We start from the raw sequence: 26268 nt of genomic DNA, 5'->3' as shown, positions 1-26268 counted from the left end.
AAATCCCGTGTCGGAGGATGAGTTCACTTGATGCATCACTTGATGCATCATTTGATACCGGGGGTTCCGTCGAACTTGCGTTCCAGGCCATCCCAGCATTCCAGGTAATTATCCTGCAGCGTTTCGAGCTCGGCTGCGTATTTCGTCAGTTGCTGCGGGTACCGGGTCTCGAACATGAAGGCCATGGTGTGATCGAGCTTCACGGGCTTGAGCTCAGAATTGGATGCCTTTTCGAAGGCGAGCGCGTCCGGCCCGTGGGGAAGCATCATGTTGTGCAGGCTCATGCCACCAGGCACAAAGCCCTCCTCCTTGGCGTCATACTGGCCATGGATCAGCCCCATGAATTCGCTCATGATGTTGCGGTGGTACCAGGGCGGACGAAACGTGTGTTCGGCGACCAGCCAGCGCGGCGGAAAGATCACGAAATCGACATTCGCCGTGCCCGCATCTTCGGTCGGCGCGGTCAGCACCGAAAAAATCGACGGATCGGGATGATCGAAGCGGATCGCTCCAACCGGCGAGAACGTCCGCAGGTCGTATTTGAACGGGGCGTAGTTGCCATGCCAGGCCACCACATCAAGCGGCGAATGGCCGATATCCGTGACATAGAACTTTCCGCACCACTTCACATGCACGCGGCAGGGCGTTTCCTTATCCTCGAATGCGGCGACGGGCGTCTTGAAATCGCGCGGGTTTGCCAGGCAGTTGGCGCCGATCGGTCCGCGGTCCGGCAGGGTGAATTTCGCGCCGTAGTTCTCGCAGATATAGCCACGCCAGACCGTCTGCTCGCCGCCCTTCAGAATCTTGAACATCATGCCGCGCGGGATCAGGCATATTTCCAGGGGCTCGACATCCATGATGCCCATTTCGGTGAACACTCTGATGGCGCCGAGCTGCGGCACGATCAGCAGTTCACCATCGGCATTGAAGAAGTAATCGTCGACCATGTCCTCATTGAAGACATAGGCATGGGCTGACATGCCCACCTGGGTGGTGGCATCGCCTGCCGTGGTGATGGTCCGCACCCCTTCGAGGAATGTCAGCCTTTCCGAGGGTGCGGGGATGGGATCCCAGCGAAGCTGGCCGAGCGGAAGCGAATGTTCGTCGAGGCAAGGCGCGGTTTTCCAAAGCGGATAGGATGCGTTGGAGAAGCGGCGGGTGTGACGCACGCTCGGGCGGATGCGGTAAAGCCAGGACCTTTCGTTGGTGCCGCGCGGCGCGGTGAACGGCGAGCCGGAAAGCTGCTCCGCATAGAGACCATAGTTGCACTTCTGCGGGCTGTTCTGGCCTTGCGGCAAGGCGCCGGGAAGCGACTCGGTTTCGAAGTCGTTGCCGAACCCCGGCATGTATTTCAGCGTGTTTGCCGTCGCGGCTTCGCCATCCGACGCCTGGATCGATGTCTGGTCCATGCTCACTCCTCCCCGAACACTCCGGCGCCGCGCGTCTGAAAGATGCGCGGCGCTAGTGAGTTTACTCCGCTGCAGTCCCGATGACACCACGCTTGATCTGATCGGCCTCGATCGACTCGAAAAGCGCCCGGAAGTTGCCTTCACCGAAGCCTTCGTCGCCCTTGCGCTGGATGAACTCGAAGAAGATCGGGCCGATGACGGTCTTGGAGAAGATCTGCAGCAGAATTTTCGTCATGCCGCCATTCACCACACCTTCGCCATCGATGAGGATGCCGTGCTTCTTCATCCGTTCGACAGGTTCACTATGGCCGTTCACGCGTTCATAGGACATGCCGTAATAGGTCTCCGGCGGACCCGGCATGAAGCGCAGGCCGTTGTCGGCAAGTCTGTCGGTGGCGTCGTAAATATCCTCCGTTCCAACGGCGATGTGCTGAATGCCCTCGCCCTTGTACTTCTTCAGATATTCCTCGATCTGGCTGGTGTCGTCCTTCGATTCATTCAGCGGAATGCGGATTTTGCCGCAGGGCGAGGTGATGGCGCGGCTCACCAGACCGGTGATGCGCCCATCGATATCGAAAAAGTGGATCTGCTTGAAATTGAACAGGTTGCGGTAAAAATCCCACCACTTGTCCATGTTGCCGCGAAAGACGTTGTGGGTGAGATGGTCGAGATAATAAAAGCCGATCCCCTGGGGATGCGGGTTACGCTCGCCAAGCCAATCGAACTCGGCCTCGTAGGCCGATCCCTTGGCGCCATAGGTCTCGACGAAGTAGAGCAGCGAGCCGCCAATGCCGACAATCGCCGGGACGTCGAGCATCTTGTCGTCCCCTTCATAGGGAACAGCGCCTTTTGATACGGCGTGGTCGAAAGCGTGCTTGGCATCGACGACGCGCCAGGCCATCGATGGGGCGCAGGGACCGTGATTTGCGACGAAACGCGCGGCATGACTGCCCGGTTCGGCGTTCAGGACATAGTTGATGTCGCCTTGTCGCCAGACGGTGATATCTTTCGTCTTGTGTTTGGCCACCGCAACATAGCCCATGCGTGTGAAGAGCTCGCGCAGCGTCTCGGGCTCGGGATGGGCGAATTCGACGAATTCGAAGCCGTCGGTGCCGGCCGGATTGTCGGCGGTGATTTCCGAGGGCGGCGCGTCATGCGGGAAAGGACCCATTTTCTTTCCTCCAGAGGAGATTGCATTTGATATGCAAAGTGTGGCGCAAAGCGCGCGCAAAGTTCTTGCATTCTTTATGCTCCGGGAAGATATTATGCACGATCCGTGAGTGTTTTGGAGTTTTCGTGCAATGGATGAACCGCTCGACAAATTGGATCTGCGCCTGCTCCAGGAACTTCAAAAAGACGGCAGGTTGACGAACAACGAGTTGGGAGAGCGGATTGCGCTTTCACCGTCGCAATGCTCGCGCCGGCGCACGAGACTGGAGGCTGACGGATATATCCGCAGCTACCGCGCTTACCTCGATCGGCAGAAGCTGGGCCTCGATATGCTGGTGGTCATTTCCGTGACGCTTGCGACCCATAATAGAGACAATGCCCGCCGGTTTTCCCAGCTGATCAACGGACTGCCGGAAGTTCTCGAAGCCTATGCCTTGACCGGTGAAATGGATTATCACCTGACGGTCGCGACCCGCGGGCTCGCCGACCTCTCCAAATTCGTCAACGACGTGCTGTTGCCCCACGAGTCGGTGCAGCACGTGAAGACGTCGATCGTGCTCGACACGCTGAAGACATTCGAAGGCTTTCCGATACACATGCCAGGCGGTTGGCATGGTGACAGCACGCGGTAATCCGGGTTGTAAGCGTCAGTTCAGAGCGGCAGTTCGGTCGAGAATTTCAGCTCGCGCAGCACGAAGCTCGAGACGACGGTGCGCACATGCGGGTTGCGCATGAGATAGCGGGTCATGAAGGCTTCGTAGCTTTCCACGTCGCTTGCCCTTATCTTCAGCATGTAGTCGAAGGCGCCTGACAAGGCGTAGCACTCCATGATCTCCGGCCGCTCCAGCACCACGGAAGCGAAAGACGCGACCGCCTCTTCGTGGTGATCCTCCAGCGTGACATGCGCGATCACGCAGAGCTTGAGATCGAGTTTTCCAGGATCGAGCAATGTCACACGCTTGCGGATGACGCCGTCGGCTTCCAGCTCCTGGATCTTCCGCCATGCAGAGCTCTGCGACATGCCGGCCTTTTCCGCCAGGTCGGCCAGCGACAGACTGCCGTCGGCCTGGACGAGCTGCAGAAGCTTGCGGCGAAAATTCCCAGGTTCTTTCATTTTTGGCGTCACTTTCGGGAATATTTGCCACCATTATGGCGACAGCCAGCATGAAAGAAAAGAAAATCCTCCAAACTCGGATCATAATGGCAGCAAAAGCGCCCTGCTCGGGAGGATCAGCACATGACCAAGGAAAGCAGCTACACCGCCAAACTGCCCGGCCCGGATGGTTTGTACGACTACACCCCGGATGAAGATGTTATCTGGGGTGAACTCTACCGGCGTCAGATGAAGCTGCTGGCCGATACGGCCTGCCGCGAATATCTGGACGGCGTCAAAATGCTGGGGCTGAAGCCCGATAAGGTGGCTCAGCTTCTCGACGTCAACAGACGCCTGAACGAGACCACCGGCTTTGGCGTCGAAGGCGTGCCGGCGCTCATTCCGCCCTCGCGCTTTTATGAGCTTCTGTCGCAAGGCAAATTCCCGCTCGCAACCTTCCTGCGCCGTCGCGAGCATATCGACTATATCGAGGAACCGGACCTGTTCCACGAGGTCTTCGGCCACTGCCCCATGCTCACCAACCAGAGCTATGCCAATTTCGTCCGGCATTTCGGCGAAACCGCCGTCCGCCTCGGCAAGGGCTATTCATGGCATCTGTTCCGGATCTTCTGGTTCACTGTCGAATTCGGCCTGATCAATACGCCGCAGGGACGCCGTTGCTTCGGCGCGGGCATCGTCTCATCGCCCAGCGAAGCGAAGGCGGCAATGGAGGGGAAGGCGTGCGAATTCCGGCCGTTCGATCTGCTGAGCGTGCTGAGAACGCCCTACCGGATCGATATCCTCCAGCCGATCTACTATGTCATCGACGGCTTCGCCGATCTGGAAGCGATCGTGGAGCAAGATATCGAGGCCACCATCCTCAAGGCAAAATCGCTGGGTGATTTCGCCCCGGCTTTCGAAGCCAAAGCTTCGTGAATCGCGAATGATAGGGAGCGACGCCAACACATCGCGTCTGGAGAAGGCAGTCACTTCGGAGCGGCTGAACTTCGATTGACGAAGTCCACCACGACCCCTGGTTTGACCATAGCCGCCAACTCTTCGGCATCCCAGTTCGTCAACCGCACGCAACCGTGCGAGCCAACCTTGTCGATGAGCTTCGGTTCCGGTGTCCCATGTATTCCATAAGTCGGCTCCGTCAGATCGATCCAGACCGTACCAACAGGACCATTCGGCCCTTTCGGGATCGTCAAGACCTTGTCGTTCTTTCCCTGCTTGAAGTTGCGCTTCGGGTCATACCGGTAGACCGGCATCCTCGCGACACCCTTGACCTTGTGTTTTCCTGACGGCGCCGGATTGTCTTCGCTTCCGATCGTCGCGGGATAGACTGCAAGCAGCGATCCATCCGTGGCATAGGCGAGCACCTGCCCCGTCTTCCTGTCAGCCTCGATCTTCTTGACCTTTCCTTCCCTGGGAGGGCCGGGATCCACAACCCACACCGTATCGCCAGCAGCAAACTGCGAAGCCGGATTGAGCGCATGCACGAGATCGATACCCATGTGGAACCGCTCAGATAACTTCTCGGCAACGCTGGTATATCCCAAGCTCTGCATCTTTGCCTTCTCGCCATAGTCTTCGGGAATCTTGTCGACGAGGCCCGCGGCATCCTCTGCCGAGACGACATAGCTTTCAACGATCGGGGCAACGATGGCGGCATTGCCTTCAAGGCGGGAGGCGACCTCTGGATCCAGCCTCCCATCGACAGGAAGATTGTTCATCGCCTCGAAGCCGGCCACGGCCTTGTCTACGTTTTCGCCGGAGAGGCCATCGATCACGCCGGGAGACGAGCCTGCACGGTCGAGCAGGACCTGAAGGCGGACGATCGCCGGGTCCGGATCTCCCGGTGCCAGCTTCTCAGTCCCAATGGACGCAATCGACGCGGTATTGATTGCTTCGGGTCGGAGCTCCCGCGCGGCGGCACCGCCAACGGAGATGGTCAGAGCGAGCAGCGACATCGGCAGGGCTGTTTTCATGGACGACAAATGGCCGGCGGCGCAACTTGTTCCAGTGCGACCCGAGCCAGAGGGGTGTTCACGATGATTTCAATGTCCAGCCTCAGCAAATTCAGTACAACGGCCATTTGATCCGAAGGAGCTCGTGAATGCCGCGCGAGAGCGTCAATGACCTGATGGCCTTTCTGGCGGTCGCCCGAGAGAAGAGCTTTACGCGGGCGGCTGCGAAGCTGGGCGTGTCTCAATCGGCGCTCAGCCACGTTGTCCGCCAGCTCGAGGCGCGGCTCGGGATCCGGCTGCTGACCCGTACCACGCGGGCCGTTTCGCTCACTGACGCTGGAGAGCGGTTGTTCCAAGGCGTGGGGCCTCATTTCGACGAGATCGAGGCTCAACTCGAAACCATCACGGAATTCAGGGAAAAGCCGGCCGGGAACATCCGCATCACGGCATCCGACCATGCGATCAACTGGATCATCTGGCCGAAGCTCCAGCGTTTCCTGCCGAACAACCCTGACATCAAGGTGGAGTTGATGCGCGAAAACGGGCTGTCTGACATCGTGACCGAGCGCTTCGACGGCGGCGTCCGGATGGGAGAGCAGGTGGCGAAAGATATGATCTCGACACGCATCGGGCCTGATTTCCCTTTTGCCGTCGTCGGCGCACCCTCATATTTCGACGGCAATGGGGTTCCGGAGCATCCGCAGGACCTTGTCCGCCACAACTGCATCAACGAGCGCCTGCCCACATATGGCGGCTTCTGGGCATGGGAGTTCGAAGACAACGGGAAAGAGATCAGGATCAGGGTGGAGGGACAGCTTGCCTTCAATAACTCCTATCAGAGTGTGGAAGCGGCGCTGGACGGACTTGGCTTGGCATACGTACCGGAAGACGTCGCGCTACCTCATATCGCGGAAGGCCGTCTGAGACGCGTGCTGGAAGCCTTTTCCCCACACTGGGATGGCTACCATCTCTACTATCCCAGCAGAAGGCAGTCCTCTCCGGCTTTCGTGGCGCTGGTGGACGCCCTGCGCCACCGAACCTGACGATCGGCATCGGGTATAGTCATCCTCTTTTCTACGGCAAGCAGCGCTCACGGCGTCTTCGCGTATTTCCTGGCTTCGCGCGATCTTGCCGTGCGACGGGCCGGCCTCAATTCCTCGATCGTCGGCAGCCACCACTCGGCGTTTTGAATCGGAAGCATTTTCGCGGGCCAGGTGCGGACGAGTTCTTCGAATGTGGGCGGCCGCCAATATCCCCAGACGTGATCCTCAGTAATGCCGGGATAGACGTCCACAACGACGTCCGGGTCGACCAGTTCGCCTGAGATTTCGGTAAAGACGACGATTCCATAGGCGATGACCACAGGACGTCCTATCGGCGGCAGGTCGTCGCTTCGAAGCGGGTAACGATGACGCTTTCGTTCCGCAGAGCGGAGCTTGCTGCGTATATCCTGTTCGGTCCCCTTCCGCTCCTCGGCTCGACGTCGTCTCTCCTCCGGCTCGTTTCTGCGAGCCGCCGCCTCGATATCAGACCATCTGCGTCGGAGTTCCTCATAGGACCGAAAGGGAACGTGCCATATCCTGAGATCGCCGTCCCACCGTGAGAATGGCACTTCGCGCAATTCGTCGACGACGGTCTTCGAGTACGGCGTGCGGATTCGAAAGCCTGCCTTGCCGAGTTCAAGATATGGACTGTCGATGGGATCGAAGACGAAGGCGTCGCGTCCCTTCGCATCCGCATGGGCGTCGGCTTCGGCCTCGATCTCGGCAAGCCATCGTCCGATGCGGCGGGACGCCGTCCGTCCGGGAACGAACCACGCCTTTCGGGCATCACTCCAGCGGGCCCGGGGGAAGCGGCTTCGGAATTGCTCGACAGTCATCCTGTCGTAAGGGAAGGAAATGTCCGCGCCCGGCTTCGCATCGTCTTCGTCGGACGGCGCCTCGTCGTGATCAGCGGCGGATTTCCTTTCTGTCATGGAAGGAGAACGCTGGCGCGAAGGGATCGGTTTCCGGTGAGGCGCCAGTTTGGCCACCGCTGGCGACCCTTTCAGTGAATTGTCTTCGATCGCTTCTCGGCATGCGAAATGTCATCGAGCGTCGCAATCAGCTTTTCGAACTCGTTCAAGACCCGATGGAACTCGGCGTCCTGCATGTTGGCGATTTCCGATATCGTCGAGGACACGGACGCAATCAGCCTGTCGATCCAAACACAGTGCTCGGCCGGCACATGTCCGAGAACCTCCCGACGATGCGTCTTCAACTCGCGGAGGATGCGAACGATAAGGGTTCCCCTGTCCGCTCGGCTCAAGAGCGGAAGCCTTGTCTGCGCCTGCTGGATTTCCGTTATCAGCGCCGTCGCCATCCCTGATCTCCAACACTTTAGTACAACCGGGTATCACAACCGTAGCGTTCGCAACACGGACTTAAGTCCGATTCGCCAGCGTGGTGCAGCATCATCCGCACCGCGCGACCACCGCCGATAATCAATTGCTCGTCGCAACGAGATCCGACATGTCACAGCTGCGCCGCGGTCCTTCCCATGGTTGATACGTATTGTCTTCCGGTCGATACGAGTTGTAGCGAGCGGCGCACCGGGCTGCCGCCTGTGCATTCACTTTCGTACCGACGCCTTCACCGGCCTCCGCGACAGTCCGCTGGAACGGCGAAGCGCATTCGCGGGTCTCGCCGCTATAGGCCCGATAGCTGTTGGTCGCGGGATCGAAAGAGCGGTAGCGGTTTGCACACCAGCTAAGATGCGAGGCCGAAAGTCTGGGCTGCGGTGTCTGAAGTTCGGCGCGCGGGCGAGCCGAATTCGGCCTCGCCGCTGACGCCACGCTGGCCGACGCCTCGGTCACATAGCTGGAATAGAGAGGCGCAATTCGTTCATAGTGCTGCTGCCGAGGATCGACTTTCACCGGCGTCGTCGTCCATAGATCGGGCGCTGCGAGCTCCTTGAAGGCGTGAGGCTCGGAATCCGCCACGACATAGGATGCGACAGATGCGGCAGCGACGCAGACCCCGACCGAGCTTAAGATGCCAAAGGCAACCGATGCGATGGCTTTCATCGTCCCGACCCCTGCTGTTGAGCCTGTGGAATCCAGACGCGGCCGGCGGCACTGCTATGTCGGCGGCCGGTGGCGAAAAGCACGGCGAGAATGCCGGCGATTGCCAGCACGATGGCGATCAGCGGCACGGCCAGACCACGGGATTTCTCTTCGGAATAGATCATGTTCCTCTCCTCGTTGGCGCTCCGGCGGCGGAGTCGCCGCCGGGGCATCGGCTGTTTTTGGCCGCACGACGACGCTGCCGTCGGTCGTGCGGCGGTTCCCAGACTTGAGCGATGATTTCCGGATGGAGGACGCGGCGGAGGCCGCGTGTAGGATCAGATCACTTGATAACCTGGATCACCTTGCGGGACGACGGTTCGACGATGACACGTTCATCATTGACGACCGCGTAAGCATAGGTCGGGTCATCCGGAATAGGCGTCACGACAACCGTCTCCGGCAGGGGCTGGCCGACGACAACCTTCTCCTTCATGACCACGCGCGCCGATGGTGCCGGAGCCTCGCGGACATAGGTGACGACCTTTTGCGGCGGCGGATCGATCGCCGTACCCACGACTGCGCCGGCAACGCCGCCGACAGCAGCGCCAACGGGGCCGCCGACGATCGCCCCAGTGATCGCGCCACCCGCCGCACCGTTGACGGTCGAGGACTGGGCGAATGCGATGCCCGACATCAGGGTCGCGGCAGTTGCCGCACCGACGATAAGCTTGGAGATCATTTTCTCCTCCTTCTGTTTCGAGGCGGCCTTCGTGACCGCTGGCAAACCAACTAGCTGGAGGCGCGGTCGTTCCACGGCCCGGACTTCAGTCTGATAGACCCTGGCCTTTGGTCCCAAACCCATGTCAATGCCCGTCGCCGGCGCTACTTCAGGATCGAAGACCCCACATACGGGCTTACAGCGCCACGCGTCTTTTCAGACGCGTAAAGGACGCTGTAACACTTTGAATTACTGCATAATTTATCCTTAAATCGATGCCGTTTTGAGGAATTATACAGGAGGCAGGAGACTGAAGGAGATGGCACGATCCAACCGCCGGGAAGCTGGGCGCCGGCGCCTGGCGATGCGTTTGCCGCATATGCGGACGCTGATCATGGCAGCGTGCGACCCGTTGCAGCTCGAGCTCTTCGAGGCCTACCAGATGGCAGTCGAAGCGCGCGACAAACTTCGAGGACGACCATCCAATTCGAACCTCGTACGGGAATACGACGAGACCTGCTTCGAGATCGAGCAGCACGTCATCCGCGCGATGCAAGAACCTTCCTACACGCAGCGCACGAGCTGAATCCCTGCGCCGTCACACCTTGGCGGACAGAGCTTTGGAATTCCATTTGAAAAATCGCGCGATTGGTCCGCTAGCGCTCGGCGACGATCGCCAACTCCGAGGCATAGGGCTCGAAGGGGATCGGCACGAGAAGGCTATCGTAAAATTCGGCGACGCCTTCCTCGAACGGCTTGAGAGAAGCGATAGATGCGGCGCGGGCGCTGCCTTCGATGTCCATGGAAATCGTCACTCACAAGCCTCCAAACCCAAGTCGGTCGGTCAGGAAATATGCCTGAATCTGCTGATGTCTACGGGGGTCAGACCTTGGTCCCAACCTCCTCCGACCGAAGTCCCTGAGGTGGAACGCGCATCGGACTCGCGCCGTTTCGAACGATACGGAAGGAGATCTGAACATGAACCAGAGTCATAGGTCCCGAGTGAATGGCGCCTGTAACGCGTCCGTCTTCGCACTAGTCATCGTTCTGGCCGCCCTTCTCTACATCTTCGGCGCAGCCATATCAGGCGACACCGTCGGGTTGACCCAAAGCATAAGAGGCGCCGAGGTGTTCGACACCAGGAATGTGCCCTGATGCTGTTTGGAAAACCCTAAAGACGCGGTAGGTTAATCGGGCAGTCTCTTACCGGTATCAAAATGAATTGGCTTCGCCGCTGGAATGCCCGCTCACTCGCCTCCCAGTTCTTCATCGCGGGTGGGCTCATTTCGATCGCCGCCATGTTCGTGGTGGGCTTTTTTGTAAGCCACCTGATCGAGGAGACCGTCATCCACAATTCGGGCGCGGCGACGGCGCTTTATGTGGACAGCGTGATCGCGCCGCTACTTCCCAATATGCAAACCGAGTCACTGCTGGACGATGCGAGTGCCCAGGCTCTGGACGAGACGCTCGGTCAGGGTGCACTCGGCAAACGCCTTGTTTCGTTCAAGCTGTGGCGAAACGACGGCACCATCCTCTATTCGAACGAGAAGGAGCTGGTGGGCAAGACGTTTGCGGTCAGCGACAAGCTGCAAAGGGCATTCGCAGGATCTCTCGTCGCGCGCTACGAAATCGCCAGCGATCCGGAAAGCGACAAGGAGCGCGCGCTCGGCAAGCCGCTGATGGAGATCTATAATCCTGTGCTCCAGCCATGGTCCGGACAGGCGGTCGCCGTCCTTGAGTTCTACGAGACAGCAGAAGGACTGGGCGATAGTCTGGCGCATGCCAGGCTCCGGAGCTGGGGCGCCGTCGCCGCTCTGACGGCGACCTTTTTCCTTGTTCTCTCCGTTCTGGTGTTCCGGGGTAGCCGCACGATCGAGGCGCAGCGCAAGGATCTCAACGAACGCGTCACCGAACTGTCTGCGCTGCTGGCGGAAAACCGTGGACTCCAGCGTCGTCTGCAGCGCGCCTCCCAGCGGGCGGCAGCGCTGAACGAAACATATTTGCGCAGCATCGGTGCAGATCTGCATGACGGTCCAGCCCAGCACATTGCCTATGCCTCACTGCGCCTGGACAGCGACGTGTTGATCAATGCCTCCACCCAGCCCGAAGCGCGCGAAAAGGAGCTTGCCTGGATACGTTCGAGCCTTGCCGAGGCGATGACGGAAATCCGCAATATCTGCAGTGGGCTGGTGCTTCCGCAGATCGAAAAATCCTCAATCACCGAGATCGTCACGCGGGTCGTCGACGCGCATCGGCACAAGACCGAAAGCCATGTCGAAACGATTGTCGACGAAGATGGACCGGACCTTCCTCCCGCCGTGAAAATCTGTATCTATCGCTTCGTTCAAGAAGCCTTGAACAACGCTTATCGCCACGGCGGCGGCGTTCAGCAGGCGGTCAGGGCCGTCTCGCACAAGGGTCATGTCCGTGTCGAGGTCAGCGATCGCGGCGACGGCTTCGATCCGACGGAGGTGAGGCCAACGAGCCTTGGCCTCGTTGGGTTGCGGGAGCGCATCGACAGCCTGGGAGGATCCTTCGACATCAAGACAGGCGAAGGAGGAACGACCGTGACCATGATCTTCGAGCCAATGGAAGTGGGAGAGTAGAGATGACATCAATCACCATCGGCGTCGTGGACGATCATCCGCTTTTTCGAGAGGGTGTAACGCGTAGCCTGTCGGAGATCAGCGGCTTTGTCGTCGTTGGTGAGGGAGCCAGCAGCGACGACGCGGCGATGATCGCCTCGGACAACCACCCCGACATCATGCTTCTCGACGTCTCGATGCCCGGCGGCGGGCTGTCTGCGGTCAGTGACGTCCTGGCGCGGAGCCCCACAACGAAAGTGCTGATGTTGACGGTATCGGAGGAGGTGGACACCTTGCTGGGAGCTCTGCAACGGGGCGCGATGGGTTATGTTCTGAAAGGTGTCGGTTCGCGTGGCCTCGCCGAAGCAATCCAGACCGTCCTGCGTGGCTCGCGATATATCTCGCCGACGATGTCGGCAAAAGTCATGGAGAATTCGCTGAATGGCGGAACCTCCGACAAGAACAGTCTGACGCCCCGGGAACGCGAGGTGATGGATCTTGTCGCCCAAGGCCTGTCAAACAAGCATATCGGCTTGCGCCTCAGCCTGCAGGAAAAGACCGTGAAACACCATATGACTCAGATTCTGAGCAAGCTTGGCGCCTCGAACAGGACTGAAGCGGCTCTACAATGGCGGGAACGGCGCTGAAAGATATTGTCGCCCGACGATCACGCTTCAGCGAAGAAAGCGGCTCAGCCGGCGGGCATCGTTGGCCGTCGCCTGTCGATTTATGATCGTCCGGCCCTTCGAGTCCTTCATAATGTAGCGACCGCGCTGCAGGACTTCAGTGATACCATTCGAATGACGGACGTCGATCGAGCCATCGGACGCAGCTGTCGCTCTCGCTCCCGATCCTGCTGACGACCCGGTGCTAGAGGAGGAGGAGGAGGAGGACCCTCCGCCGCCGGAGGAATTCCCACCGGAGGAGTTCCCGGAACCGCTGTTGCCGTTGCCGCCACCGTTGCCATTCCCTCCCCCATTGCCATTGCCATTGCCATTGCCGCCGCCGTTGCCATTCCCTCCACCATTCCCGTTGTTGCCGTCCTTTGCCTGCGCAAAGTCCACTGCCAGAACAGGAAGGGAACCGCCAAAATTCAAACTGGCTGGTGATGCGGCAGCGACGAGGGCGACCGCGGCGCTGCCGCCCAATCTCAGAAAATCGCGTTTCCGGATACTCATGCCATAGCCTCGTTCGTCCGTTCCCGGCCGTTTCCCATACAATATATGACGTATGAGATTTCTCGCTGTTCCTCGTAAAGAATGCAACCGACCTAGGTAGTAGGGCCGGCAAGACTTTGGTCCGGCGTGACCCGATTGCAATGCTCGGAAGCATTTCTATGGAACTTCTTTCCCTGTCGTCGCTTTGATTGTCGAAGTGCAACAGAGGAAACCCCAATGGCAAATCCGAACGACTCCCCTGCAGTCCAGTCGATGCGAAAAGAGCAGGCAGAGCAGCGAAACCGGGCCCAAAAAGGCGAACTCGACAAAGCAATCGAGGATACATTTCCGGCGTCCGACCCGGTGTCAGCCACCCACACCTCCATTCCTGCTGGCCGCAGCGACGTCGAGGCGGCCGAGCGTGTGAAGCGTGAGCCAGATCCCACCAGGCTGGACGAGGAGTTTCCGCTCGTCGATCAAGCCCTGCGCGTGAGCGGCGAAACCGCACACCCCTCAGAGAGATTTGACGTCGATCGCGAAGAAATGCGCGCGCTTCAGAAAGAAGCCGGTCGGATGGCGGAATCTGCTTCGGAGCTGGCTTCTAGAACAGCCCGCCTGGCAAAGACGGAAGCTCGCACATTCGTCCATGACCTCGAGGATCGCATACGCCGGCAGCCGCTGACAGCCGCAGCGATCGTCGCCGGCATCGCCTTCGTCTTCGGCGCGACGCGTTGAGGAGCCAAGTGACAGTCGGCTCGCTCGATCACCCCGAGAGGATTCGACCGGCGGACCATTGCGGTGTGGAGAGCCGCCTCCATTGGGACGATTGCGGGCTCAGATTTCCTGAGGACGAAACTCAGGAGCGCTTCTAGAGCCCGTCCGTGCTTCGACTTCCGAGGGCATCGTGAAAATCGCAACCTACAATGTCAACGGGATCAATGGGCGACTGGACATCCTGCTGCGCTGGCTCAAGGAGGATGTCCCTGATGTAGTCTGCCTCCAGGAACTGAAGACAGACGATGCCGGGTTTCCGCGAAAGGAGATCGAACGGGCCGGCTACGGCGCCATCTGGCACGGGCAGAGATCCTGGAACGGGGTGGCCATCCTGGCGAAAGGCAAGACACCGATCCTGACGCGTCGCGGTCTTCCCGGCGATCCCGATGATACCCATAGCCGCTATATCGAAGCTGCCGTCGACGGCATTCTGGTCGGATGCCTGTATCTTCCCAACGGCAATCCGTTCCCGGGAGCGAAGTTCGAGTACAAGCTTCGCTGGTTCCGTCGCCTGCAGGACTACGCCGCCGAACTCCTGGAGCTCGGGGTGCCTTCGATCCTGGCCGGCGACTTCAACGTCATGCCGACGGAGATCGACGTCTACAAGCCGGAACGCTGGCTGGACGACGCCCTCTTCAGGCCGGAAGTGCGCAAGGCCTATGCTCATCTCGTCGCTCAGGGCTGGACCGATGCGGTCAGGCATTTGCATCCAGAAGAGCGGATCTACACCTTCTGGAAATACTGGCGGACCAGCTTCGAACGTGACGCAGGGCTTCGGATCGACCACTTCCTGCTCAGTCCGGCAGTCGCCCCATTGCTTCGATCGGCAACCGTCCGGAAAAAACCGCGCGGCTGGGAGCATACGAGCGACCACGCGCCCGTCATGATCGAGCTCGACGTTTCCGAAGCTGGAGCCGATTTATAAGCCGGAGGCCGCTCGCGAGCGAGGGAACCTGTCACGTCGCCGAGAGTTAGCCCAAAAGCGCGGGACGGCATTTGCCCCGCAATTTTCCAACCGGACGCAACCGCTATGGACGAAAGCAAGAACTACCTGAACACCGACGAGATCCAGGCCGACGACCAGTTGTCGCCGAAGCCGGTCGAAGGCAAGGATCCGCCAAGGCGGGTGCGCAGAAGCGAGGAAGCTATATCCGAAGGCTCTGACGACACCGAGCGCGTCGGAGTTCCCCCCCCGGTTTCGAATCCCGATTGATCAGCCGCACGGCTCCGTCTCGAAGTGACGCCTACCGGCATCGCCTCATTTGTCCGCGCCCAGATCGTAGATGCGGCCTGTCAACCAGGCTGGCCAGTCTCGCTCGAAGAAGGACTTGGCGCTTTCATCCAGCATGCGGTTCGGACGGGTTGAAAGCCTGATCTCATCGCCATCAAGCCGAACGACGATCTGTTCCTTGCGATGCGCCTCGCGTTCCTTCCGAAAACGATAATCCTGCAACGGCCCTGAACGCGCCAGCGGAAGGGATTCGCCTTCGGCATCGCATATCGCCCGCGCGCCACGGCTGCCGCCTCCATTGCGAATGAAGAAATCAAGCGCGCTGAGCACGGCTTCCGACACGAGCGCCATATGCCGCCATTGCACACCTCGAACGGCCTCCGCTGCGCGAGCGTAGGCAATGCCGTTCGCATGGATTTCAGCGTTCAGTTTGCGCGCTTCGATCAAGGCCCGGCCTACGCTTTCTTGATCACAGATGATGCCAGCCTTTTCGCTCATTCGCGCCTGCACTTGCGAACGGATCGATTTGACGGTGAGCGGGCCCTCGGTCCGAAGGACGGCACGGAGGTCGGCGATGCCCGCCTCTGCGATATCGGCGATGTCATCTCCCGCCGACCGCTTTGCCCTGCCGCTCGCGCTGATGTGCTCTGCCGCGCGCGTACCGAAGACTTGCCCGGCATTGAGCGCCGCTCCACCCGGCCTCGTCACGCCGTGTGTGCCCGCCGCTTCTCCGATCGCGTAACAGCCGCCGAGACTGCTGCGGCCCCAGGTGTCGACCATGATGCCGCCGTTCATGTGCTGGTTGTTGACGGCAAATTCCAGCGGCTCCTCGGCAATATCGACCTTGTAGCGGCGGTAGAGCTCGATCGCGAGCGGGTTCATATGCTTCAATCGATCGATCGGCATGTCCTGGTCGGCGCCGGCCTTGCCGAGATAGTCGCGGACGTCTTCGTCAAGTCTCTCCAGACTGAATGGCAGGTCGCCCGGCACGGATAGGGGATTGCGATTGAAGTCCATAAAGACGCGCCGCCCTGCGGCGGTTTCCCGGGAGATGGCAAGGTCTACCAGGCTCGAGCCGAAATCGAGCATGCGCGTCGCGTGAAATGGCCACTGATAGCCCTTGCGGAAGACATTCGAAGCCAGCTCCTGCGTGCTGCGATAGTATTCTGCCAGGAAATGGTGTTCGGCGCCGTCTGAATCGAGCGAGTAGATATGCGGGATCGCCTGGACGTATGTGCCCGACAGATTCCATGGGAACCCTTCCCTGCGTGTTCCGATACCAAACTGGCTTTCGGTCAGGTTGACGAGCTCGACGCCTGCCTCGAGCGCCAATCCGAGAGAGCCGAAGCAGCCGTTGGGATAAACGCTGTCGCGATATAGTTCACCCGGCCCGCCGGCGGCGAGCACAATCACGCCACTGACGAACAGCGCGATGCCCAGCGGGTTCTCCTCCGTGCGGTCGCTGGCGCGCATGGCGAGTATTCCGACAACATGGCGGTCATCGCCATCGCCCTCGGTGAGGATCTTTACCGCGGTGGTCTGGTTGTAAAACGGCACTCCGAGCCGGATCGCCTCCTCAGCCAGCACCTTGACCATCAGGCGCGATGTGCGCGGGCCACAACTGGTGGCGCGGCCGACCTCGTCATGGTCGGTCTGATATCTGAGCGTCCCGCCAAGCGGATCCTGAGGCAGCGGCAGACCTAAGAACTGGAGCGATGCCATCATCCGGGACGATCCCACAGCCTCGACATACGCGGTGTCCTCGTCCATTGCGCCGCCGCTGCGGATGGCTCGGGCCATCGCCTTGTAATTGTCGCCCTGATCGGCAGTGTTTGCAGTGTGAAGGGTCTGTTTGTCGGATCCAGAACAGGCCGAGGTTCCACCCCACGCGCTTTGGCTGATAATGACGACGTCATCGCCGCGCCGCTTCATTTCCACCGCCGCACGCAGACCTGCCGCGCCGGATCCGACGACGACGCAACCAGCCCGATAGACCGGCACCTCGAGGCCGGCGAGCCGGACCACGTCGAAAGGGGTGGGCTCGGTTGGGAGCCGCGGCATGTCGACATCGGTCAGTGCGTCAAGAATTTCCTGCGGAACGTCTATGGTCATCGGCGTTCAACCCAGCGGGATGTCGACCCAGCGTTTTTGCCGGGAGGACTCCATGCATGCGTCGACGATCTGGCAGATGTGGTGGCCGGTAGCGAATGTCGGCCACATCGGCCTGTTTGCAACAATCGAGCGGATCACCTCGGCCACCTCGATGATCTTGCTTTCATTGTAGCCCAGACCGAAATTCGGCAGAGGAAGGAAAGCCCTGAAGGTGGGATTTTCAGGACCCACGTCGATCTCCCGAAAGCCGCGCCGCCCCGTCCGGTCGTCGTTGGAATAGAAGCGCAGCCGGTTTATCTCGTCATAGCTATAGGCGATGCTGCCTTTCGTTCCATAGATTTCGTAGGTCTGCATGAACTTGCGGCCGGTCGCGACACGGCTGAAATCGACGATCCCGCCGGCACCGTTCTCGAACCGGCACAACAGGTTCGTCGCATCGGGGTTGGTGATATCAGCCCAGGACTCGTTGCCTGACAGTTTCATCTGTTCGCCATAGGCAAGGCCCTCGACGACAGGCCGACGCGGCGTCACGATGAGATTGTCGGCAATCAGGGAACTGACTCGCCCGACCAGGAAATCCATGAAGCTGAAGATGTGCGAGCCGGTATCACCGACGATCCCGGTCGGCGCGAGCTTTCCGTCGGCCCGCCACATGAAGGGCGCGTTTGGATCGCCATACATGTCGACGTGCTGGCAGCCGCGGAACAGCTTGATCTCGCCGATTTCGCCGGATTGAATGATATCTTTCGCCAGATCATGGACGGGATTCCGGGGAAAGGCGTGTCCGACGCGGGTAACGACACCCTTTTCCCTGGCGATGTCGGCCAGTTCCCGCGCTTCGGCGGCGGTGTTTGCCAATGGCTTTTCGCAATAGACATGTTTGCCGGCCAGCAAGGCCGCCTTGGCCACCTGGTAATGAAGGTGGTCGGGCAGGCAGATATCGATCAGATCGACCTCAGGATCAGCGACCGCCAGATTCCAATCCTGAAGAATTCTTGCACCCGGCGCCCTGTGGGAAAGATCCCCGGCTGCCTTGGAGGGACCTTCGACGAGAGCGACGATCCGTGCCGTGCCGTCCGAGACTCCGAAGAAATGCGGAAAGGTCTGATAAGCCATCGTGTGGACCTTTCCCATCCAACCCGAGGCGCCAAGCACTGCAACTCTGACTTCAGACATTGTCGTCTCTCCTCTCGACATGGCCTACCGGATTTCGGTGCGGGCCCGAGGCCTCGCATCGTTGCGTTCGTAGGCAAAGATGGTGGGGGCAAGTGCCGGCAAGCCCCGGATGAGGTCCGATCCTTTTTCGCCGACCATGATCGTCGGAGCGTTGGTATTGCATGACGGGACGCGCGGCATGACGGATGAATCGCAGACCCTGAGGCCTTCCAGGCCATGGACCTTGAGATCAAGCCCGACAACCGCGTCGGGTCCCGCTCCCATCTTGCAGGTGCCGACCGGATGATGGTCGGTCTTTGCGTTGGCGCAGCCGTAGTCGAAAAGCTGCTCGTCGGTCATCACCTTCGGTCCAGGAAGTCTTTCGGCCATGACATAGGGCTTCAGCGCCGCCTGCTGCATGATCTCGCGCGCGAGCTTGAGCCCTTCCAGGGACATCGTCCTGTCGTGGGGATCGGACCAGTAGTTGGGGTCGATCAATGGAGAGGCGGCCGGATCGGAGGATGACAGACGCACCGTCCCCCGCGACCGCGGATGCAGATAGGCGGAGTTAAGCGTCACGCCGGCATTCTTGAGCCGTTCGACACCCGCTTCGATGCCCGAACCCAGGCCGAGGTGGAACTGGATATCAGGCGAACGGGCTTCAGGATCTGCGTACCAGAAGCCGCCGGTCTCGAAGAGCGACGAGGCGACCGGTCCGGTGCGGAACAGGACATATTGAATCCCGGCCCAAAGTGTCCGGTGGAGTTTTGCAACACCGTCATAGGTGTGATCGCCGGTGCATTCAGCGATGACGAAAAGATCCAGGTGATCCTGGAGGTTGCCGCCGACACCCGGCAGATCGTGAAGCACCTTGACGCCCACCGACCGCAGATGGTTGGCCGGTCCTATGCCGGACTGCAAAAGCAGCTTCGGCGATCCAATGGCGCCGGAGGAAATCAATACTTCGCGTTCGGCGCGCACGACCTCCAAGCCGCGCGAGGTCACGATCTCGACGCCCGTCGCACGGCCTCCCTCCAGGACAATACGCGCGACGCGCGCGCCGGTCCGGACCGTCAGGTTCTTGCGGTCCTTGATCGGCGAGAGATAAGCGAGCGAAGCCGACGACCGGCGGCGGTTGCGCTGCGTCAGCTGATAAAATCCCACGCCCGCCTGCTGGCGTCCGTTGAAGTCGTGATTATAGGGAATGCCGAGCTCCTGCCCTGCACGAATATAGGCGTCACAGATCGGCAGCGGCGCAGCAGGCATCGAGACGCCGAGCGGACCACCATAGGAGTGGTAGTCATCGGCGAAACGCTGGTTGTCCTCCGCACGTTTGAAATAGGGAAGAATCGAACGATAGTCCCAGCCCTCGCAACCGTCTTCGCGAGCCCAGAGGTCATAATCCGCCGCATTTCCGCGCGTATAGAGCTGGGCGTTGATGGACGAGCCGCCACCGATGACTTTCGCCTGCGTATAACGAAGCACGCGGCCTTTCATGTGTTTCTGGGGAACGGTTTCCCATCCCCAGCTGGCGACGCCTTTGGTCATCTTGGCGAAGCCCGCGGGCATGTGAAAAAGAGGATTCCAGTCGCCTCCACCTGCCTCGAGCAGGAGTACGCTGACATCGGGATCTTCGCTAAGCCGATTTGCCAGCACGCATCCTGCAGGGCCGGCGCCGGTGATGATGTAATCGAATCCCATTTTACTGTCCTGTTGCATCCGGCCTGGCGCCCGCCAGTGCCTGTGTCATGCCTGCAAAGTGCCCCGACGCGATGTGATCTGCCACTCTCAGCGCTTGGGCGGCGATGGTGAGCGCAGGATTGACCGCAGCCGATGTGGGGAGGAAACTGGCGTCGACGACGAAGAGATTTTCGTGATCATAAGACCGGCAGTACGCGTCGAGCGGCGCGGTCGCGGGATCGTTTCCGATGCGGATCGTTCCGCACTGATGGGAGGGTGTGCGCTTGTCGAAGGGCCTCGCCAGCACGATCGGAAACCCGATCGATTTCAGGATGACCTTCAGCCTGGCGACAAGTGCGAGATGAGCGTCCCAGTTGGTTCGCTGCCATTGGAGAATAATCCGGTCTCCATCCACCCTGACGCGGCTTTCGGGATTGGGAACGTCCTCGCTCATCGCATAGAAGTCGATGGCATGGCCGGTGATGAAGCGCAGAAGCCATTCCGGAGCCTGCGGCAGAGAGCCCTTGAGAACCTTTTCAGAGATGCGCCCTAGGAGCTGCACGTTGCCGAGGGGCGGTCCGCCCTCCCCGTCGGAGAGATAGAAGTCGTTGAAGGCAAACGTCTTCTGGTAGATCGAGGTATTGCTGAACCGCGGCGAGACCCCGATGACGGCAGACGCATTGTGGTTCATGAAGTTGCGGCCGACCTGGTCGGAAGAGTTCGCCAGACCCTTTGGAAAGCGGTCGTTTTTCGAACGCAGCAAAAGCACGGACGACTGCACCGCCCCGGCAGAAAGGATCACGATCTCAGGCGAAACAGTCACCGTCTGCCCGTTCTTGAGATAGGTCACCCGGTCGATCCGGCCCTCCGCTCCCGTGTCGAGCCTCGTCACACGCGCATTGGTTTCGAGCCGCACGTTCTGGTGTCTCAGCGCCACTGCGAGGGGTGCGGTCTCGGCGTCCATCTTGCCGTCGCGGGCGTTCGGATGCGCATCCCATGGGGTGGGTGCTTTGGAGAGCCAGGCGTCGAGGTCGAGGCCGAGCGGCAGGGAAAACGGATGCAGGCCTTTCTGCTTGAGGCGCGCCCTGATATCGGCGATCGGCGCCTCGTCCGGGACGGGCGGGTACTCGTAGGCAGCCGAGTGGTGCGGTTCGGTGGGATCTTCACCCAGACTGCCGCGAACCTGGTACATGCGTTCCGCCTTGCAGTACCACGGCTCCAGGGCTTCATACGGAAACGGCCAGGCCGGCGACACACCCTCGCGGTGCTCGATGACGTCGAAATCTTGGCTGCGATAACGCGACAATACTGCGCCATAGAACTTCGAATTCCCGCCGACATTGTAGTAGTTGCCGGGATTGAACCCCTTGCCGCTTGCCTCGTACCAGGTTTCCTTCGGCCGAAAATGTCCCCGCTGGAAGATCGCGCGTTGGTCGCGGTTGACAGGAAGATCGGCGATCTGATCACCGGCTTCGAGGATCAATATCTTCGCACCGGTCACGGCCAGGCCGGCCGCGACCGTGGCGCCGCCAACGCCTGAACCGATGATGACGATGTCAGGTGAACCGCTCATGTTAGCACCTGGCCCTCACCCGATCCGCGCCTGTGTTTCGGGATCGAAGAAGACGGCCTTGTCGAGATTGAATGCGAGGCGGGTGTTTTGTCCTGGCGCGATGCCGGTATCGGCGCGCAGGCGGGCGACGACGGATTTACCGCCGAGCTTGGTGACGGCGAAGGTATCGGAGCCGGCCGGTTCGACCACCTCGATCAGGCAATCGCCCTCGGTCAGCGAGCGCGCCTTGCGGTCGGCGCCATCGGGATCGGTCAAGGCCTCCGGCCGGATGCCGAAGATCACCTGTCTGCCGGTATAGGCGGTCAGGCCGTCATTGCCTGAGATGACGGGCAGTCGGAGCGGGGCGGCATTCGGCCGCTCCAGCGAGACTTCGAGGCCGCCGGCGCCGTTCTCGACGGTGGCGTTGAGCAGGTTCATCGCCGGCGAGCCCATGAAGTCGGCGACGAAGATGTTGGAGGGGCTGTTATAGATCTCGGCCGGCGTGCCGAACTGCTGCAGCACGCCATCCTTCAGTACGGCGATCTTGGTCGCCAGCGTCATCGCCTCGATCTGGTCATGGGTGACATAGACGAAGGTGGTGCCCATGCGCTGATGCAGCCGCTTGATCTCGGTGCGCATGTCGACGCGCAGCTTGGCATCGAGATTGGAGAGCGGCTCGTCGAACAGGAAGACCTGCGGATTGCGCACCAGCGCCCTGCCCATGGCGACACGCTGGCGCTGGCCGCCGGAGAGCTGGCTCGGCTTGCGGTCGAGCAGATGACCGATCTGCAGCATGTCGGAGACTTGGGCGATCGCCCTGGCACGCTCCTCCTTCGGCACGCCGCGGATCTCCATGCCGAAGGCGATGTTGCCCGCCACCGTCATGTTCGGATAGAGCGCATAGGACTGGAACACCATGGCGATGTCGCGCTTGGAGGGATGCAGGCCGCTGATGTCGCGCCCGTCGATCTTGATATCGCCTGAGGTGATCGTCTCCAGCCCGGCAATGGTGTTGAGCAGGGTGGACTTGCCGCAGCCGGATGGGCCGACCAGCACGAGAAAGCCGCCCTTTTCGAGTTCGAGGTCGATCCCCTTGAGAATGTCGACTGCGCCGAAGCGCTTTTTGAGACCGGAGATTTCGAGGAAGGCCATGGATTACCCTTTGACAGCGCCCGCCATCAGACCGCGCACGAAGTAGCGGCCGGCGAGGATATAGACGATGAGCGTCGGCACGGCGGCGATCATCGCCGCCGCCATGTTGACATTGTATTCGACGACGCCCGTCGAGGTGTTGACGACATTGTTCAGCGCCACCGTCATCGGCATGGTGTCACCGGTGCCGGCATAGGCCGAGGCAAACAGGAAGTCGTTCCAGATATTGGTGAACTGGTAGATCACCGTGACGACGATGATCGGCAGCGAGTTCGGCAGCATGATGCGGCGGAAGATCTGGAAGAAGCTGGCGCCATCGACCTGGGCGGCCCTGACCAGCTCGGTCGGAAAGGCCTCGTAGAAATTGCGGAAGAACAGCGTCGTGAAGCCGAGGCCATAGACGACATGCACGAAGACCAGATTGACCGTCGGATTGCCGAAGCCAAAGCTCAAACCCGTGGCGTTCTGCAGCGTCATGCCGAAGCGGCCGAGACTGCCGAGGATCGTTGCCATCGGCAGCAGCACCGACTGGAACGGGATGAAGCAGGCAAACAGCATCAGCCCGAACACCAGCGTGTGGCCGGGAAAGCGCCATTTGGTCAGCACATAGCCGTTCAGCGCCCCCATGATGGTGGAGATCGCCACCGCCGGCACCACCATCTTGATCGAGTTCCAGAAGTAGCCCTTGATGCCGGCGCAGGTCAGCCCGACGCAGGTCTCGCCCCATGCCTTGATCCAGGGGTCGAAGGTCGGCGATTGCGGCAGCGCCAGCATGTTGCCGTTCTGGATCTCGTCCATGGTCTTGAACGAGGTCGTCAGCATGACGAAGAGCGGCATCAGGTAGAGGACGGCGAAGATCAGCAGCAGGCCGTAGATGACGGTGCGGCCGATCCAGCGGGTGTTGGTGCTGTTCTTGCTGTCGTTCCTGTTGTCGCGGGCCTGCGGCAGCGTTGCGGTCGGGGCGGTCACGCTGCTCATCGCGCCTTCTCCTTCAGTTCGGAATAGAGATAGGGAACGATGATCGCCGAGATCGTCATCAGCATGATGATGGCGCTGGCCGAGCCGACGGCCATCTCGTTGCGCTTGAAGGTGTATTCATACATGAAGTTCGACGGCAGCCAGGCCGAGCCACCAGGGCCGCCGGAGGTCAGCGCCACCACGAGATCGTAGGACTTGATCGCCATATGGGCGAGCACGATGAAGGCGGAGAGAAAGATCGGCCGCAGCAGTGGAATGACGATGCGCCGATAGAGCTGGAATGGCGAGGCGCCATCGATCTGGGCGGCCTTCATGATCTCGCCGTCGATGCCGCGCAGGCCCGCCAGGAACATCGCCATGACGAAGCCCGACGCCTGCCAGACGCCGGCGATGACGACGGTGTAGATGACGAAGTCCTTGTTCTTGATCCAGTCGAAGTGGAAGCTCGTCCAGCCGAAGTGGTGCAGCGTCTGTTCCAGCCCGAGGCCGGGATCGAGGAACCATTTCCAGGCAACGCCGGTGACGATGAAGGAGAGCGCCATCGGATAGAGGAAGATCGGCCGCAACACGCTCTCACCGCGGATCTTCTGGTCGAGCAGGATGGCGAGGAACAGGCCGAGCGCCAGGCAGATGCCGACATAGAGGAAGCCGAAGATCGCCATGTTGGTGATCGAGGTGTACCAGGAAGACGGCGGATCGCTCTCGAAGGTCCAGCGCCACAGCCGCTGATAGGCGCGTGGCCCCGTCAGCGCATAGGAGGGAAAGGTCTTGGAATTGGTGAACGACAGATAGGCCGTCCAGACGATGAAGCCGTAGACGAAGATGATGGTGATGACGAAGCTCGGCGCCAGCACGATCTTCGGCAGCGCATCCTGCAGCCGGCCCCTCAACGAGATCCCCGTCGATTGCCTCGGCGTCAAAACCGGATCGGTGGTCGCAACGGTGCTCATGGAATGTCATCTCCTTCCCACAATCGGCCCCGGATGATATCGGGCATGATCGGCTCTGCATCATTGTCCGGGCATGATTGTCCGCGCATGATCGGCGCGAAGCCTGAAGCTTCCCCGCGGAGCACGCGGGGAAGCTTTTTTAGTCGACAGTGATCTCAGCGGGCGTCGTCGATCGCCTGGACGAGCTGCTTGACGGCTTCGTCGGAGGTCTTGATCTGGCCGTGGACGAACTTCGAGACGACATCCTTGTAGGCATTGGCGATCGCCGGAGGAGCGCCGTAGCCCTGTGCCAGCGAGCCGAACAGCGTGCCGCCTTCGTTGGCTGCCTTCAGGTCGGCGATGCCCTTCTTGCCGCAAGCATCGAAGTCGGTATCGGGAACGTCGGTACGAGCCGGCACCGAACCCTTGACGACGTTGAAGGCCGACTGGAAGCTCTTCGACAGCGTTGCGGTCGCCAGCGCCACCTGGGCCGCCTTGCTGTCGTCGGGAACGTTGAACATGCCGAACATGTCGGAGTTGTAGACGACGCTGCCGTCGGTGCCGGGGAAGCGGTAGCACAGGAAGTCGGTATCCGGCGTCTTCTTGGCGGCGACGAATTCGCCCTTGGCCCAGTCGCCCATCACCTGCACCAGCGCGTCACCCTTGATGACCATGGCGGTTGCCAGGTTCCAGTCGCGGCCCGAGAAGTTCGGGTCGACATATTTGATGATCGTCGCCAGATTGTCGAACGACTTCTTCATCGTGTCGGACTTCAGCGATTCCTCGTCGAGGTCGTTGAAGGCCTTCTTGTAGAACTCAGGCCCGCCGGTCGATAGCACGATGGAATCGAACATCGTCGCTTCCTGCCAGTTCTGGCCGCCAAGCGCCAGCGGGATCACGCCGGCAGCCTTGGCCTTGTCGAGCAGTGCGATCAGCTCGTCGAAGGTCTTCGGCTGGGTGCCGCCGATCTTGTCCATCACAGCCTTGTTGATCCACAGCCAGTTGACCGAGTGGACGTTGACCGGGGCTGCAACCCACTTGCCGTCATAGACCGAGAACTTCTGCAGCGCTGCCGGAACCGACTTGTCCCAGCCTTCCTTCTTGGCCGTCTCCGTCAGATCGCCCATGACGCCGGCCTGGGCATAATCGAGCACGGTATAACCCAGCATCTGCGAGGCTGTCGGATAGGTGCCGGCCGCAACCATCGCCTTCAGCGCCGTCATCGCCGCATCGCCGCCACCGCCGGCAACAGGCACGTCCTTCCAGGCAAAACCTTCCTTCGAAAGATCCTGCTTCAGAACGTTCAGTGCTGCTGCCTCACCGCCTGACGTCCACCAGTGCAGCATCTGCACTTCCTTAACGTCAGCGGCGTGGGCCGACACGCTGGCGCCGGCCAGAGCCAATGCGATCATTGCGGTCGTGGTCAAAAACTTGTTCATCGAAAAACCTCCCAGTCTTACATTGGAAGATGCGGGACCCATTCCCGCACCAATCACCCGCCCTCCCCGGGCGTAGTTTGGCCGCCGTTGCAGCGCCGCGCGTCTTTTCAGACGCGCA

General features: G+C 60.5%; 28 protein-coding genes and 1 pseudogene. 10 read left to right on the top strand and 19 right to left on the bottom strand.

Annotated elements, in window-relative coordinates; genetic code table 11:
- Positions 1–47: 47 nt before the first annotated feature.
- Together hmgA and hppD are read right to left on the bottom strand one after the other, a co-directional pair.
- Positions 48–1409 carry a homogentisate 1,2-dioxygenase gene (gene hmgA / locus AC244Q_RS07640; protein WP_113545412.1) on the bottom strand — a complete coding sequence of 454 codons (1362 nt, stop codon included), beginning with the start codon at positions 1407–1409 and terminating at the stop codon, positions 48–50.
- A 61-nt stretch (positions 1410–1470) separates the two neighbouring features.
- On the bottom strand, positions 1471–2580 hold the full coding sequence (gene hppD / locus AC244Q_RS07635) for a 4-hydroxyphenylpyruvate dioxygenase (RefSeq protein WP_113545413.1): 1110 nt from the start codon (positions 2578–2580) through the stop codon (positions 1471–1473).
- A gap of 130 nt (positions 2581–2710) precedes the next feature.
- Here hppD and AC244Q_RS07630 point away from each other — a divergent pair, with 130 nt between their 5' ends.
- Positions 2711–3211, top strand: a complete 501-nt coding sequence (locus AC244Q_RS07630; protein ID WP_113545414.1) for an Lrp/AsnC family transcriptional regulator — start codon at positions 2711–2713, stop codon at positions 3209–3211.
- Between the two features lie 20 nt (positions 3212–3231).
- On the opposite strand, the gene AC244Q_RS07625 is transcribed toward AC244Q_RS07630, so the two are convergent.
- Entirely contained in the window at positions 3232–3693 is a 462-nt protein-coding gene (locus AC244Q_RS07625) for an Lrp/AsnC family transcriptional regulator (protein WP_003547665.1), read from the bottom strand.
- A 123-nt stretch (positions 3694–3816) separates the two neighbouring features.
- Here AC244Q_RS07625 and AC244Q_RS07620 point away from each other — a divergent pair, with 123 nt between their 5' ends.
- Positions 3817–4608: a phenylalanine 4-monooxygenase gene (locus tag AC244Q_RS07620; RefSeq protein ID WP_113545415.1), complete on the top strand. Its 792-nt coding sequence runs from the start codon at positions 3817–3819 to the stop codon at positions 4606–4608.
- A 50-nt stretch (positions 4609–4658) separates the two neighbouring features.
- On the opposite strand, the gene AC244Q_RS07615 is transcribed toward AC244Q_RS07620, so the two are convergent.
- On the bottom strand, positions 4659–5672 hold the full coding sequence (locus AC244Q_RS07615; RefSeq protein ID WP_113545416.1) for a L,D-transpeptidase family protein: 1014 nt from the start codon (positions 5670–5672) through the stop codon (positions 4659–4661).
- Positions 5673–5791: 119 nt separating this feature from the next.
- On the opposite strand from AC244Q_RS07615, the gene AC244Q_RS07610 reads away from it, so the two are divergent.
- On the top strand, positions 5792–6685 hold the full coding sequence (locus AC244Q_RS07610; RefSeq protein WP_017993689.1) for a LysR family transcriptional regulator: 894 nt from the start codon (positions 5792–5794) through the stop codon (positions 6683–6685).
- A gap of 47 nt (positions 6686–6732) precedes the next feature.
- Here AC244Q_RS07610 and AC244Q_RS07605 read toward each other — a convergent pair whose 3' ends face one another.
- The 5 genes from AC244Q_RS07605 to AC244Q_RS07585 form a co-directional block, all read right to left on the bottom strand.
- Positions 6733–7617, bottom strand: coding sequence for a hypothetical protein (locus AC244Q_RS07605; protein ID WP_012757071.1), 885 nt, complete (start codon positions 7615–7617; stop codon positions 6733–6735).
- A gap of 71 nt (positions 7618–7688) precedes the next feature.
- On the bottom strand, positions 7689–8003 hold the full coding sequence (locus AC244Q_RS07600) for a hypothetical protein (RefSeq protein WP_012757070.1): 315 nt from the start codon (positions 8001–8003) through the stop codon (positions 7689–7691).
- Between the two features lie 121 nt (positions 8004–8124).
- Positions 8125–8706, bottom strand: coding sequence for a BA14K family protein (locus AC244Q_RS07595; protein ID WP_128406308.1), 582 nt, complete (start codon positions 8704–8706; stop codon positions 8125–8127).
- Positions 8703–8870, bottom strand: a complete 168-nt coding sequence (locus tag AC244Q_RS07590; RefSeq protein WP_164902300.1) for a hypothetical protein — start codon at positions 8868–8870, stop codon at positions 8703–8705. The genes AC244Q_RS07595 and AC244Q_RS07590 overlap by 4 nt, the downstream gene beginning before the upstream one ends.
- Positions 8871–9028: 158 nt before the next feature.
- Positions 9029–9427 (bottom strand): DUF1236 domain-containing protein, encoded by a 399-nt coding sequence (locus AC244Q_RS07585; RefSeq protein WP_113545418.1) that lies wholly within the window; start codon positions 9425–9427, stop codon positions 9029–9031.
- A gap of 298 nt (positions 9428–9725) precedes the next feature.
- Here AC244Q_RS07585 and AC244Q_RS07580 point away from each other — a divergent pair, with 298 nt between their 5' ends.
- The gene (locus tag AC244Q_RS07580) at positions 9726–9992 is read left to right on the top strand and encodes a hypothetical protein (RefSeq protein WP_113545419.1); all 267 of its coding nucleotides are present in this window, start codon (positions 9726–9728) and stop codon (positions 9990–9992) included.
- A gap of 73 nt (positions 9993–10065) precedes the next feature.
- Here the strand turns inward: AC244Q_RS07580 and AC244Q_RS07575 are convergent.
- A pseudogene (locus AC244Q_RS07575) lies at positions 10066–10209 on the bottom strand (ubiquinone biosynthesis methyltransferase UbiE); the annotation flags it as partial.
- Positions 10210–10384: 175 nt separating this feature from the next.
- Here AC244Q_RS07575 and AC244Q_RS07570 point away from each other — a divergent pair.
- The 3 genes from AC244Q_RS07570 (at position 10385) to AC244Q_RS07560 (ending at position 12638) form a co-directional block, all read left to right on the top strand.
- Complete coding sequence (locus AC244Q_RS07570) at positions 10385–10561, top strand: hypothetical protein (RefSeq protein WP_164902301.1); 177 nt, start codon at positions 10385–10387, stop codon at positions 10559–10561.
- A gap of 62 nt (positions 10562–10623) precedes the next feature.
- On the top strand, positions 10624–12012 hold the full coding sequence (locus tag AC244Q_RS07565) for a sensor histidine kinase (protein WP_113545420.1): 1389 nt from the start codon (positions 10624–10626) through the stop codon (positions 12010–12012).
- A gap of 2 nt (positions 12013–12014) precedes the next feature.
- Positions 12015–12638, top strand: coding sequence for a response regulator (locus AC244Q_RS07560; RefSeq protein ID WP_012757062.1), 624 nt, complete (start codon positions 12015–12017; stop codon positions 12636–12638).
- Between the two features lie 27 nt (positions 12639–12665).
- Here AC244Q_RS07560 and AC244Q_RS07555 read toward each other — a convergent pair whose 3' ends face one another.
- Entirely contained in the window at positions 12666–13169 is a 504-nt protein-coding gene (locus AC244Q_RS07555) for a hypothetical protein (RefSeq protein WP_113545421.1), read from the bottom strand.
- 216 nt (positions 13170–13385) lie between these two features.
- Here AC244Q_RS07555 and AC244Q_RS07550 point away from each other — a divergent pair, with 216 nt between their 5' ends.
- From AC244Q_RS07550 to AC244Q_RS07540, 3 genes are all read left to right on the top strand, one after another.
- Positions 13386–13883 carry a hypothetical protein gene (locus AC244Q_RS07550; protein WP_113545422.1) on the top strand — a complete coding sequence of 166 codons (498 nt, stop codon included), beginning with the start codon at positions 13386–13388 and terminating at the stop codon, positions 13881–13883.
- 169 nt (positions 13884–14052) lie between these two features.
- On the top strand, positions 14053–14847 hold the full coding sequence (gene xth, locus AC244Q_RS07545; RefSeq protein WP_113545423.1) for an exodeoxyribonuclease III: 795 nt from the start codon (positions 14053–14055) through the stop codon (positions 14845–14847).
- A gap of 105 nt (positions 14848–14952) precedes the next feature.
- Complete coding sequence (locus AC244Q_RS07540) at positions 14953–15135, top strand: hypothetical protein (RefSeq protein ID WP_113545424.1); 183 nt, start codon at positions 14953–14955, stop codon at positions 15133–15135.
- Between the two features lie 45 nt (positions 15136–15180).
- On the opposite strand, the gene AC244Q_RS07535 is transcribed toward AC244Q_RS07540, so the two are convergent.
- The 8 genes from AC244Q_RS07535 to AC244Q_RS07500 form a co-directional block, all read right to left on the bottom strand.
- The gene (locus AC244Q_RS07535) at positions 15181–17265 is read right to left on the bottom strand and encodes an FAD-dependent oxidoreductase (protein ID WP_113545425.1); all 2085 of its coding nucleotides are present in this window, start codon (positions 17263–17265) and stop codon (positions 15181–15183) included.
- 6 nt (positions 17266–17271) lie between these two features.
- Positions 17272–18441 (bottom strand): Gfo/Idh/MocA family protein, encoded by a 1170-nt coding sequence (locus AC244Q_RS07530; protein WP_128406309.1) that lies wholly within the window; start codon positions 18439–18441, stop codon positions 17272–17274.
- Between the two features lie 24 nt (positions 18442–18465).
- Positions 18466–20121, bottom strand: a complete 1656-nt coding sequence (locus tag AC244Q_RS07525; protein WP_113545427.1) for a GMC family oxidoreductase — start codon at positions 20119–20121, stop codon at positions 18466–18468.
- Position 20122: 1 nt separating this feature from the next.
- The gene (locus AC244Q_RS07520) at positions 20123–21673 is read right to left on the bottom strand and encodes a GMC oxidoreductase (protein WP_113545428.1); all 1551 of its coding nucleotides are present in this window, start codon (positions 21671–21673) and stop codon (positions 20123–20125) included.
- A 15-nt stretch (positions 21674–21688) separates the two neighbouring features.
- The gene (locus AC244Q_RS07515; protein ID WP_128408308.1) at positions 21689–22804 is read right to left on the bottom strand and encodes an ABC transporter ATP-binding protein; all 1116 of its coding nucleotides are present in this window, start codon (positions 22802–22804) and stop codon (positions 21689–21691) included.
- A gap of 3 nt (positions 22805–22807) precedes the next feature.
- The gene (locus AC244Q_RS07510; RefSeq protein ID WP_487764150.1) at positions 22808–23782 is read right to left on the bottom strand and encodes a carbohydrate ABC transporter permease; all 975 of its coding nucleotides are present in this window, start codon (positions 23780–23782) and stop codon (positions 22808–22810) included.
- Entirely contained in the window at positions 23779–24732 is a 954-nt protein-coding gene (locus AC244Q_RS07505) for a carbohydrate ABC transporter permease (RefSeq protein WP_011651449.1), read from the bottom strand. Before AC244Q_RS07505 ends, AC244Q_RS07510 begins: the two co-directional genes overlap by 4 nt.
- Before the next feature lie 155 nt (positions 24733–24887).
- Positions 24888–26150 (bottom strand): ABC transporter substrate-binding protein, encoded by a 1263-nt coding sequence (locus AC244Q_RS07500; protein ID WP_128406136.1) that lies wholly within the window; start codon positions 26148–26150, stop codon positions 24888–24890.
- Positions 26151–26268: the final 118 nt, after the last annotated feature.

This window comes from Rhizobium sp. CB2179 (assembly GCF_057653455.1).
This window is presented reverse-complemented; position numbering and strand designations above follow the sequence as displayed.